Annotated in this window: 11 protein-coding genes and 2 tRNA genes; all 13 read left to right on the plus strand. The window is 38.6% G+C overall.

Annotated elements, in window-relative coordinates; translation table 11 throughout:
• Nucleotides 1–109 precede the first annotated feature (109 nt).
• The 13 genes from tig to nuoF all read left to right on the plus strand — a co-directional run bounded on the left by tig (nt 110) and on the right by nuoF (nt 12,230).
• Complete coding sequence (gene tig / locus H3R28_RS05230) at nt 110–1,441, plus strand: trigger factor (protein ID WP_198209958.1); 1,332 nt, start codon at nt 110–112, stop codon at nt 1,439–1,441.
• A gap of 156 nt (nt 1,442–1,597) precedes the next feature.
• Nucleotides 1,598–2,242: an ATP-dependent Clp protease proteolytic subunit gene (locus tag H3R28_RS05235; protein ID WP_110438935.1), complete on the plus strand. Its 645-nt coding sequence runs from the start codon at nt 1,598–1,600 to the stop codon at nt 2,240–2,242.
• Nucleotides 2,243–2,359: 117 nt separating this feature from the next.
• Nucleotides 2,360–3,622: an ATP-dependent Clp protease ATP-binding subunit ClpX gene (clpX, locus tag H3R28_RS05240; RefSeq protein ID WP_155565356.1), complete on the plus strand. Its 1,263-nt coding sequence runs from the start codon at nt 2,360–2,362 to the stop codon at nt 3,620–3,622.
• Between the two features lie 382 nt (nt 3,623–4,004).
• On the plus strand, nt 4,005–6,380 hold the full coding sequence (gene lon, locus H3R28_RS05245; protein ID WP_232351235.1) for an endopeptidase La: 2,376 nt from the start codon (nt 4,005–4,007) through the stop codon (nt 6,378–6,380).
• 166 nt (nt 6,381–6,546) lie between these two features.
• A complete protein-coding gene (locus H3R28_RS05250; RefSeq protein ID WP_110438938.1) occupies nt 6,547–6,834 on the plus strand; it encodes an HU family DNA-binding protein in 288 nt (95 codons plus the stop codon).
• 89 nt (nt 6,835–6,923) lie between these two features.
• Nucleotides 6,924–6,999, plus strand: a tRNA-Val gene (locus tag H3R28_RS05255).
• A gap of 72 nt (nt 7,000–7,071) precedes the next feature.
• Nucleotides 7,072–7,149, plus strand: a tRNA-Asp gene (locus H3R28_RS05260).
• Nucleotides 7,150–7,356: 207 nt separating this feature from the next.
• Nucleotides 7,357–7,722 carry an NADH-quinone oxidoreductase subunit A gene (gene ndhC, locus H3R28_RS05265; protein ID WP_122123496.1) on the plus strand — a complete coding sequence of 122 codons (366 nt, stop codon included), beginning with the start codon at nt 7,357–7,359 and terminating at the stop codon, nt 7,720–7,722.
• A 38-nt stretch (nt 7,723–7,760) separates the two neighbouring features.
• Nucleotides 7,761–8,336, plus strand: a complete 576-nt coding sequence (locus H3R28_RS05270) for an NADH-quinone oxidoreductase subunit B family protein (protein WP_155565358.1) — start codon at nt 7,761–7,763, stop codon at nt 8,334–8,336.
• Nucleotides 8,329–8,997 (plus strand): NADH-quinone oxidoreductase subunit C, encoded by a 669-nt coding sequence (locus H3R28_RS05275; protein WP_370552817.1) that lies wholly within the window; start codon nt 8,329–8,331, stop codon nt 8,995–8,997. Before H3R28_RS05270 ends, H3R28_RS05275 begins: the two co-directional genes overlap by 8 nt.
• A gap of 24 nt (nt 8,998–9,021) precedes the next feature.
• Nucleotides 9,022–10,272 carry an NADH-quinone oxidoreductase subunit D gene (locus tag H3R28_RS05280; protein ID WP_155565359.1) on the plus strand — a complete coding sequence of 417 codons (1,251 nt, stop codon included), beginning with the start codon at nt 9,022–9,024 and terminating at the stop codon, nt 10,270–10,272.
• A gap of 6 nt (nt 10,273–10,278) precedes the next feature.
• Nucleotides 10,279–10,914 (plus strand): NAD(P)H-dependent oxidoreductase subunit E, encoded by a 636-nt coding sequence (locus H3R28_RS05285; protein ID WP_198196215.1) that lies wholly within the window; start codon nt 10,279–10,281, stop codon nt 10,912–10,914.
• The gene (gene nuoF / locus H3R28_RS05290) at nt 10,908–12,230 is read left to right on the plus strand and encodes an NADH-quinone oxidoreductase subunit NuoF (protein ID WP_198209963.1); all 1,323 of its coding nucleotides are present in this window, start codon (nt 10,908–10,910) and stop codon (nt 12,228–12,230) included. Before H3R28_RS05285 ends, nuoF begins: the two co-directional genes overlap by 7 nt.
• Nucleotides 12,231–12,237: the final 7 nt, after the last annotated feature.

Genomic DNA, 12,237 nt, shown 5'->3' on the forward strand with positions numbered 1-12,237 from the left:
TATGATTTTTGTGATCTGGCTGTTAAAGTGATATAAATTAATGTTAATTCTGAAACGCTCTATAATATTAGGGTAAAATTTAATTTAGACCGAGAGGATGGCCTGGCTGATGCAGGTTACTGAAACGCTTTCTGAAAGCTTAAAACGCGGCTTCAAAATCATTATTGAAGAAAAACAACTCGCTGAAACGAGAAATCAACGATTAACAAAACTTGGACACGAGATGAATATCCCTGGTTTCAGGCCGGGAAAAGTGCCATTAACGATTGTTGAGCAACGTTATGGAGAATCTGTTCAGAATGAGGTTGTCAATGAGGCGATTTCAAATGCAGTCAGAGATACATTGAGTGAAAGAGGTCTGCGACCTGCCCGTCAACCATCGGTCAATCTCAAAGAGGGTTATAAAAAGGGGGATGATCTGGAATTCACTTTTGAAGTTGAATTGATTCCAGACTTTGAAATTCCAGATCTTAAAGATATTCATTTGACTCGCTTAAAAGCCAAGCCAGATGAAAAATCGCTTAAATCTGCTTTTGACACAATTGCCCAACGGCAACGTGAATTTAAGGCTATTGATGAAAAGCGGCCTGCTAAATCCGGTGATGTTCTGTCTGTTGATTTTGTGGGTAAGGTTGAAGGCGTAGCTTTTGAAGGTGGCACCGCAGAGAATGTTGATGTTGAAATTGGTGGTAAGGGGTTTATTCCGGGATTTGCAGAACAGATTGAAGGAATGATACCAGGAGAGGAAAAAGTAATAACGGTTACTTTCCCTGAAAACTATCAGGCTGCAAATTTGGCTGGCAAGGAGGCAACATTCGATATCAAGGCAAAAACCTTAAAAGAGGCTATTGTTCCTGAAGTGAACGATGAATTTGCAACCAAACTCGGATTTGAAAATTTAGATAAACTAAAAGAGGCTGTTGAAAAGCAAATTGTTGCTGAATATGATCAGATGTCCCGTTTGAGATTGAAACGTGATATTTTGGATGTGTTAGCTGAGAAAGTTAATTTTGAATTGCCTGAAGGACTGGTTGATACAGAATTCAAGCAAATTTGGCAGCGTATTGAAAATGACCGTAAAAATGATCTTCTTGATGAAGAAGACAAGAATAAAGACGAGGAAACTTTAAAGGCAGATTATCGCAAAATTGCAGAAAGACGTGTTCGCCTTGGATTGCTGGTTGTTGAAATTGGAAGAGTCAATTCGATAACAATTAATGAAGACGAACTTGTTCAGGCGATGCGGGCTGAGGCGATGCGTTATCCGGGGCAAGAAAAAGAAGTTATGGAATTTTTTCAGAAAAATCCGCAGGCTGTCGAATCTATTCGCGGTCCACTTTACGAGAATAAAGTTCTTGATTATATTACAGAGCTTGCCACGGTAGAGGATAAAGAGGTAAGTCCGGAAGAGCTCTCAAAGATGCCCACTGTTAAAATTTAGGAATTTTATAGATTTTGGTATTGGGAATGTCTGGAAATTTTTCCAGACATTCTTTTTTTGGAAAATTGAATTCTATCTTATTTTTGTTGTATTTATTTTCTTAAATTGAATAAATATACTATTATTTAATCAAACATAAATTTGGGAAGAAAATTAATGAGAGATTTCAAGTCTCTGGAAATATATGATAATACACTTGTTCCAATGGTTGTTGAACAAACGTCCAGAGGGGAACGTGCTTTTGATATTTATTCTCGTCTGCTTAAGGAAAGAATCATTTTTCTCACGGGTCCTGTATATGATCAAGTTGCATCTTTGATTTCTGCTCAGTTATTATATTTAGAAAGTGTAAATCCAAAAAAAGAAATTTCTTTCTATATCAACAGTCCTGGTGGTGTAGTATCGGCTGGTTTGGCAATTTATGATACGATGCAATATATACGTTGTCCTGTGAGTACTGTCTGCATTGGTCAGGCAGCCTCAATGGGGTCATTACTTTTATGTGGAGGTGAGCCCAATAATCGATTTGCCTTGCCCAATGCGAGAATCATGGTTCATCAGCCTTCTGGTGGTGCGCAAGGTCAGGCAAGCGATATAGAAATTCAGGCCAAAGAAATATTGGAAATACGTAAAAAGCTTAACGAGATTTATAAATTGCATACCGGAAGAACACTAGAGGAAATTGAACAACGTCTTGAAAGAGACAGTTATATGTCACCTGAAGAGGCTAGGGATTTTGGTATAATTGATAAGGTAGTTCAAAATCGTAATGCAGATTTGTTAAAAGAAAGTGACAAATAGTCATAATATTATTATAAGATTTCTTTAAAAATTATCTTATTTAACTAAATAATTTATATAATGATATTTACTGGTTGGTATTTCTGACCCTGACTTTAATTGGGGGTGAAGGTTAAAATGACTGATAATAAAAAAGATTCAAAAAATGCATTATATTGCTCCTTTTGCGGGAAGTCACAGCATGAGGTGCGTAAATTAATCGCAGGTCCAACCGTATTTATTTGCGATGAATGTGTCGAATTATGTATGGATATTGTGCGTGAAGAGAATAAAACGCAAATAGCAAAAAAACAAGGCAATCTACCCACTCCTAAAGAAATTTGTAAAATTTTGGATGATTATGTTATAGGACAGACAGACGCAAAAAAGGTTTTGTCCGTTGCTGTTCATAATCATTATAAACGGTTAAACCAGATCGATAAAGCTGGTGATGTGGAGATAGCTAAATCCAATATCCTACTTATTGGACCAACCGGAACCGGTAAAACCTTGTTGGCCCAAACCCTTGCAAGAATTCTTGATGTTCCTTTTACAATGGCAGATGCAACAACCCTGACCGAGGCAGGATATGTTGGTGAAGATGTCGAAAACATATTATTGAAATTGTTACAGGCTGCAGATTATAACGTGGAACGGGTGCAGCGGGGTATCGTTTACATTGATGAAATTGATAAAATTTCACGTAAATCCGATAATCCTTCAATTACAAGGGATGTGAGTGGTGAAGGGGTTCAGCAAGCTCTTCTTAAGATTATGGAAGGTACTGTTGCATCTGTTCCTCCTCAAGGAGGACGGAAACATCCGCAACAGGAATTCCTGCAAGTGGATACTACGAATATTCTCTTTATTTGTGGTGGTGCATTTGCAGGTTTGGATAAAATCATTAGTGATAGGAGTGTAGGGTACACGATTGGATTTGGTGCAGATGTAAATTCACAAGATCATAAAGAAGTTGGGAAATTGTTTCGACAGATGGAACCCGAAGATTTGATGAAATTCGGGTTAATTCCTGAATTTATTGGAAGATTGCCCGTAATCGCTACACTTGATGATCTTGATCAGAAAGCCTTGATGAAGATACTGACTGAGCCAAAAAATGCTCTAGTAAAACAATATCAAAAACTGTTTGAAATGGAGAACGTGCAATTGCAATTTACAGAAGAAGCTATTCAGGAAATTGCTAATAAGGCCATTGAACGACAGACAGGTGCGCGTGGGTTGCGTTCAATTCTGGAAGATATTCTTTTGTCGACAATGTATGAATTGCCAGATCTTAAAGGGGTAAGCAAAGTTGTCATTAATAAAGAGGTGATTAACCATAAAGAGGAACCGGTTTATGTTTATGAGGAGATATCTCCTCATAAAGAACAAACAGCATAAACACTTATTGTTTTATGGAAAAGACTCTTTTAAATGGGTCTTTTTTATTATTATCAAAAAAGGTTGAGAAATATCTTATTTTTGATGTAAATTTTTTTTATATTAATTTATTATCTGTAATAAATCTTGATATTTAGGATTGTTTTTTACTCATAAAGGTTCAGGATAATTAATTCTGTTTATTACTTTAAAAAAAATTAATACACTGCATATATAATATTAAGATTGTAATCTTATAGAATGTGCCATCCTGGGCATTCTTACAGGATCGTCCATATAAGGAGGTCATAAATTTATGACAGAAAAGAAAATTGAATCCGAAATCTCTGAAGAAAAAGAGAAGGATGCCAATAAAGACCATGAAATAAGACAGCCCAATATTATGGCTGTTCTACCGTTAAGGGATATTGTTGTATTTCCATATATGATTGTACCTTTATTTGTAGGGCGAGAAAAATCGGTCTGCGCTTTAGAGGAAGTTACGAAAAATCATTCAAAAATATTGCTTGTTTCCCAAAAAGATGCTTCAGTTGAAGATCCTACGGAAAAGGATGTTTATTCATTTGGAACAATTGCAACTATTTTACAGTTGTTAAAATTACCTGATGGAACAGTCAAGGTATTGGTAGAGGGTATTCAACGTGCCAAGGTCAAGAAATTTATTGATCATGAAGCTTTTTTTGAGGCAGAGGTTGAGCTTATTGAAGAAACGGAAAATGATGACAAGGAGATTAATGTCTTAAAAAAAACAATGACTAATCAGTTTGAGCAATATGTTAAACTGAACAAGTCAATCGCGCCTGAAGTTCTGGTAGCTGTCAATCAAATTGAAAATTCTTCCAAGGCTATAGATACAATTACAAGCCATCTTAATCTTAAAGTTTCTGAAAAACAGGAAATACTTGAAACGGTTGATTTGAAAAAACGCTTGGAAAAACTTCTTGAACATTTGGAAACAGAAGTTGGAGTATTGCAAGTTGAAAAGCGTATACGAAACCGTGTTAAAAAACAGATGGAGAAGACACAGCGCGAATATTATTTGAATGAGCAGTTAAAGGCTATTCAAAAAGAATTGGGCGAGGGTGAAGACGGTAAAGATGAGTTGACAGAACTAGAAGACAAGATAAAAAAACTTCGCTTAACCAAGGAAGCTCGTGACAAGGCACTATCTGATCTTAAAAAATTACGCGGGATGAGTCCGATGTCTGCAGAGGCGACCGTTGTGCGTAATTATTTAGACTGGATTGTAGGTCTGCCTTGGAAAAAACGTTCCAAAATTTCCAAGAATCTAAAAAAAGCGGAGGAAATTTTAAACCACGATCATTATGGACTGGAAAAGGTAAAGGAAAGAATTCTTGAATATCTTGCTGTTCAAATCCGCTCTTCCAAACTTAAAGGTCCAATTTTATGCCTTGTTGGACCACCAGGTGTTGGTAAAACATCCCTTGCCCGTTCTATAGCCAAGGCAACGGGACGTGAATATGTTCGCATGTCCTTGGGGGGTGTACGTGATGAAGCCGAGATTCGTGGGCATCGTCGAACATATATTGGTGCAATGCCCGGTAAAATTATTCAGGGAATGAAAAAGGCTGGGACTTCTAATCCTTTATTCTTACTGGATGAAATTGATAAACTTGGAGCAGACTGGCGCGGAGATCCAGCTTCCGCTCTTTTGGAAGTTCTTGATCCTGAACAGAATTCCACGTTTGTAGATCATTATCTAGAAGTCGATTATGATCTTTCTGATGTAATGTTCATTACAACGGCAAATAGTTTCAATATGCCACAACCTTTATTGGATCGTATGGAAATTATCCGCATTGCCGGTTACACAGAAGATGAGAAGGTTCAGATCGCCCGTCAGCATTTGATCAAGAAGGAGGGGGAATCTCATAGTCTTAAACCTACAGAATGGTCAATTGATGATGAGGTTTTGCGTGAACTTGTCCGCACATATACCCGTGAGGCAGGTGTACGTAATCTTGAACGAGAGATAGCGAAAATTGCTCGTAAAATTGTCAAGAAGATCGTTTCTGGAGAATGTGACCATGTAAAGATCACGTTGGATAATCTGGAGGATTATGTCGGGGTTAAACGGTATTTTTATGGTGAAAGTGAAGAACGCGATATTATAGGTGTCGTAACTGGACTTGCGTGGACAGAAGTAGGTGGTGACATTCTTCATATAGAAAGTGTCATGGTTCCAGGCAAAGGGCATATAAAGATAACCGGGAAGCTTGGCGAGGTAATGCAGGAAAGTGTATCTGCAGCCTTATCTTATGTAAAAAGTCGAGCTTTACAATTTGGAATACATCCTGACTTGTTTGAAAAGCATGATATACATGTTCATGTTCCTGAGGGTGCAACCCCAAAGGATGGACCATCTGCTGGTGTTGCGATGGCAACCAGTATTGTCAGCATTATGACAGGTATTCCTGTTCGTAAGGATATAGCCATGACAGGGGAAATCACTTTGCGGGGCAGGGTTTTACCTATAGGCGGTCTTAAGGAAAAATTGCTTGCTGCATTGCGTGCAGGAGTTAAGAAAGTTTTCATTCCTCAAGAAAATGAAAGGGATTTGGTGGAAATACCCGATAATGTCAAATCAAATCTGACAATTGTTCCGGTTAAAATGGTAGATGATGTTATTCATCAAGCATTGATTAGACCCTACGAATCTATTGAGCTAGAGGAAACCTCTGCACCAGTAATTGCGAAAAAAAGTAATGTTTCATCAAAAAAACAGCTGGCACATTAAATAATGTGGTGATATTGCAACCAAAAATAGAATAAATGTATTAAAATAACTATTGAAGTCCCTGAACGGTTGACGTTCTTGAAAAGTGCTTCAATAGTTTAAGATATGGATGTAATATCCATTAGCAGTTAAATTTAGTCTGTGATTATTATAGAAAGAAAAAAGAATGGAAAAACCTCTAAATAAACAAGAACTTGTTGCCGCTGTTGCTGAAAAAACAGAATTGTCAAAAGCCAAATCAGGTGAGGTTATCGATGCAGTATTGAGTACTATTGAAGAAACACTTGCAAAAAAACAAGAGGTTCGCCTTGTAGGTTTTGGCAGTTTCGTCACTGCTCATCGTAAAGCAGCCAAAGGGCGTAACCCACGTACAGGTGAAGAAATCAAGATTCCAGCATCTACTTCAGTACGTTTTAAACCTGGTAAATTGTTAAAAGAAGCTGTTAGTAAATAATTTTAAAAAAAAGTTCATTTTTTTTGAAAAAATGACTGGACAACACAACGGCTTCAGTGTTAAGAAGTCGTTGTTCCGGTAAACGGAGCGGGCGATTAGCTCAGTTGGTAGAGCATCTCGTTTACACCGAGAGGGTCGGCAGTTCGAGCCTGTCATCGCCCACCATAAATTAATGTTTTATTAAATATTAATATTGACAAAATATTAAAGAGCTTTTGGAAAAGCTTCATATAATGCGCGGGTGTAGCTCAGTTTGGTTAGAGCGCCGGCCTGTCACGCCGGAGGTCGCGGGTTCGAGCCCCGTCACTCGCGCCATTTAATTTATAGTATAATGGCGCAATAATAGAAAATCACTAAAATTTTCATCAAAATAATTTGTTCCATCAAATTTATTAAAATAATCAATAAAAATCAATATATTTAATATTAACAGTGTAATTCTTTTTTTTCTTTGATATAAAGAATTGAGTTCATTTTTGATAAATGATTTAATTTTCTATAAAAAATTAAAGAGTATTAGCCATGCAGGCAATTTTAAACAGTTATTTACCCGTGTTAATATTTGGGATTATTTCTTTAATAATTGCGGTTGCAATGTTGGGTGCGGCATTATTTTGTGCAAAACAAAAACCATATGCTGAAAAGATAACGCCTTATGAGTGCGGATTTCCGGCATTTGAAAATGCACGTCATATGTTTGACGTGCGCTATTATTTGGTGGGAATATTATTCACGATATTTGATCTGGAAATGGTGTTTCTGTTTCCATGGGCTTTGACCCTGTCTAAAACTGGCATGTTCGGTTTTTTCTCTATGGTTGTATTTCTTTTAGTCCTGACCATAGGTTTCGCGTATGAATGGTGCAAAGGTGCACTGGAATGGGATTAAGTAAAAATAAGTCCATTGTCGGTTAAAACGAGTAGATAATGAATATAAAAATAACAAATAAATCTGATCCTGATCAGATTTACTGGAATCAAGAAACGTTACCTCCTGGATCTGAACAGGATGCAGTTATTAAAGGAATAACGGGGGCAATTTCAAATAAAGGTTTTGTTGTTGCCAAGCTTGACCAATTAATCAATTGGGGAAGAACTGGCAGTCTTTGGCCAATGACTTTTGGATTGGCTTGTTGTGCTGTTGAAATGATTCATGCCTATATGCCACGTTATGACTTGGATCGTATGGGGGTTGTACCAATGGGATCGCCCAGACAGGCAGATGTCATGCTTGTGGCTGGTACGGTAACGAATAAAATGGCACCTGCTTTACGTCGATTATATGACCAGATGTCAGAACCAAGATGGGTTCTTTCAATGGGGTCCTGCGCAAATGGTGGGGGATATTATCATTATTCCTATTCAGTCGTAAGGGGATGTGATCGTATTGTCCCTGTAGATGTTTATGTGCCCGGGTGTCCGCCAACCGCTGAGGCATTGATTTATGGTATTATGTTGTTGAAAAAGAAAATCAAGCGTACAGGGACAATTCTTCGTGGTTAATTTTAAAGAAAATTCAAAAAAAAGAACTTTAAATCAAAAAGCAAATTTGCAAGCGATTGGCATGATGCTCATGTCTTCGTCAAATGGCGTTGTCAAGGCTGAGTTTGATCACGATGAACTAATCATATTGGTTAAACTCAACTGTTTGCTTGATGTGTTAATTCTGCTTAAAAATCATCCCATTTGCAAATTCGAACAATTGATGGATTTGTGCGGTGTTGATTATCCCTACCGTCAAAAAAGATTTGATGTTGTCTATAATCTTTTATCTGTAACATTGAATCAGCGTATTCGTATCATTGTTCATACAGATGAAAAAGAACCGGTTCCCTCCGTTCATCATTTATGGAAAAATGCAACGTGGTGGGAACGTGAATGTTATGACATGTTTGGTGTATTATTTTCCGGACAGCCTGATTTGAGGCGCATTTTGACGGATTACGGATTTGATGGACATCCTTTGCGAAAGGATTTCCCTGTTATAGGATATGTAGAAGTTAGATATGATGCTGATCAAAATAAAGTAATTTATGAACCGGTCCATTTGACACAGGAGATGCGGGACTTTGATTTTGATTCACCCTGGGAAGGTATTGTAACACTTCCTGGTGACGAAAAGATTCATGAGAAGCGTCAAAATATTAAACCGTATTCTATATAGGATTAAACGGTAAAAGGATATTTGATGAGTGAAATTATACAAGAAGGGGTAACCGATAAAACATCACAGGTGAAATCTGAAATTTCTCAGAATATATCTCATGTTTTATCAGGTGATACGCACACGATTAATTTTGGACCACAACATCCTTCTGCTCATGGTGTGTTGCGCGTTGTGATGGAATTAGAGGGTGAGGTTGTTAAAAGGGCAACTCCGCATATTGGTTTATTACATCGTGGAACAGAAAAATTACTGGAGCACAAGGCTTATCATAAGGGACTGCCTTATTTTGATCGTTTGGATTATGCCTCTCCAATGAGCGAGGAACATGCCTATGTTCTTGCTACAGAAAAATTGTTGGGGATTGATGTTCCCGATCGTGCAAAATGGATAAGAGTTCTGTTTGCTGAAATAACCCGTATATTAAATCATTTACTGAACGTGACTGCCATGGGTCTCGATTGTGGGGCGATGACACCTGCATTGTGGGCTTATGAAGAGCGCGAAAAATTAATGGAATTTTATGAAGGTGTATCTGGCGCCCGCTTTCATGCGAATTATTTTAGACATGGGGGGGTGGCTAAGGATATGCCCGCAGGTATGGAAGAGAAAATTGGAAAATGGGTTAGAGATTTTCCAAAATTAATTGATGATATTGAAGGATTGTTAACAGAAAACCGTATCTGGAAACAGCGAACTGTTGGAATTGGAATCTGTACAACTGAAGATGCATTGTCATGGGGATTTTCTGGTCCATGTTTGCGAGCATCGGGAGTTGCATGGGATTTGCGGCGATCCCAACCCTATGATAATTATGATAAAGTTGATTTTAAAATTCCCGTTGCTCGGCAAGGGGATTGTTATGATCGGTATTTGATTCGTGTTGTTGAAATGCGCGAGAGCGCCAAAATAATTGAGCAATGCCTAAGCAAGATAAAACCTGGTCCAATTAAGACTGAAGATAATAAAATCTCACCTCCAAAACGTAAAGATATGAAACATTCAATGGAGGCATTGATTCATCATTTCAAACTTTATAGTGAAGGATTTCATGTTCCTGCAGGCACAACCTATACTGCTGTTGAAAGTCCAAAAGGTGAATTTGGGGTATATCTTGTGGCGGATGGCGGAAGCAAACCTTATCGTTGTAAAATACGTCCGACAGGTTTTTCGCATCTTCAAGCATTAGATGAATTATCCCATCGATATATGTTGGCTGACATGGTTGCAATTATTGGTTCGTTGGATTTGGTTTTTGGTGAAGTGGATAGATAGGGTGTAATGTCAGAAAGTAAAATGAATATTGAGCCATCTGACTTCACTTTTGATAAAGAAAGTGAAATGCAGATAGAGAAGGTGCTTGCAAAATATCCGACAGGGAGAAAAGCAAGTGCTGTTATACCTTTATTATATATCGTTCAAGATCAGATGAAACGTTTGACCAAAAGTGCTTGGGTGCCAAAGGCGGCTATGGCTGCTGTTGCAAAACGTCTGGAAATTGCGCCTGTGAGGGTATTTGAAATTGCCACATTTTATACAATGTTTAACCTCGAACCCATAGGGCAATATCATTTGCAAGTTTGTGGAACAACACCATGCTGGTTGAGGGGATCGGATGAAGTGGTTGAAGCCTGTAAAAAAGCGACAGGAATCAGGGAATTTGGTCAAACCAGTGAAGATGGATTGTTCACGCTTTCCGAGGTTGAATGTTTGGGTGCCTGTGCAAATGCGCCTATTCTACAGGTTGATCATGATTATTATGAAGACATGAATGGTCCAAAAACCATTGAGTTAATTAATGCATTGAGAAGAGGGGAAAAACCGCCTCCAGGATCTGCATTAAATCGTTTGAATTCGGCTCCTTTGCGTCAAGATCATTCCTTATCAGATAATTCAAAGGCCAAAAAACGATGCTAGAATCTAAAGACCGTATTTATGTCAATTTGCATGGTCAGGATGACTGGAAATTGGCAGGTGCTCGTAAACGGGGTGATTGGGATAATACCAAGGCTATTTTAGCTTTAGGGCGTGAAAAAATCGTCAAAGAGGTAATTGATTCAGGGTTAAGGGGGCGTGGTGGCGCAGGTTTCTCTACAGGTCTAAAATGGTCGTTTATGCCCAAAGGGGATGGTCCCTTACCTCATTATCTGGTAATTAATGGGGATGAATCAGAGCCTGGCACTTGCAAGGACAGGGAAGTTTTACGTCATGAGCCTCATAAAATTGTTGAAGGTGCATTGCTTGCCTCTTTTGCGATAGGCGCGCATGTTGCCTACATATATATTCGTGGTGAATATTACAATGAAGCCAACAGACTGCAAGTTGCCATTGACGAGGCATATGAAGCGGGATTGATCGGTAAAAATGCCTGTGGTAGTGGTTGGGATTTTGATTTTTATATTCATCGCGGTGCAGGCGCATATATTTGTGGTGAGGAAACAGCCCAGCTTGAAAGTCTTGAAGGCAAAAAGGGACAGCCGCGTCTGAAGCCACCTTTCCCAGCGGGTAAGGGATTATATGGTTGTCCTACCACGATCAATAATGTTGAAAGCATTTCGGTAACCCCTACAATAATGCGTAGAGGAGCCGCTTGGTTTTCAAGTATAGGGCGTAAAAACAATACTGGTCCAAAACTAATGGCGATTTCGGGTCATATTCAAACTCCCTGTGTATTTGAAGAGGCATTGGGATTGCCCTTGAAGGAAATTATTGAACGTCATGGCGGGGGTGTACGTGGTGGATGGGATAACCTTTTAGCTGTTATTCCGGGTGGTACGTCAATGCCCATGCTGAACAAGGAAGTGTGTGATACCGTTATAATGGATTTTGACGGTATGCGTGAAGTTGGGTCCGGGTTGGGAACGGCTGGCATAGTTGTGATGGATAAGTCAACGGATCTTATTAGGGCGATTACACGTATTTCTCAGTTCTATAAACATGAAAGCTGTGGTCAGTGCACGCCATGTCGGGAAGGATCCAATTGGGTACTGAAGGTCATGAAGAGAATGACAGAGGGACGTGCAGAAATAGAAGAAATTGATATGTTGATGGATATAACGAAACAGATTGAAAACACAACAATCTGTGCAATGGGTATGTCTGTTGCCTGGCCTGTGCAAGCATTAATTCGTAATTTCCGTCCAATGATGGAACAAAGAATTATGGATTATAAGAAAACCCATGGTGGTGCTGTTCAGGTCCAGGTGCCTGTTGGAACGCCGGTATTGGGATAGGAAGGAA

It is taken from the genome of Commensalibacter sp. M0268 (genome assembly GCF_016101925.1).
GTDB classification, from domain to species: domain Bacteria; phylum Pseudomonadota; class Alphaproteobacteria; order Acetobacterales; family Acetobacteraceae; genus Commensalibacter; species Commensalibacter melissae.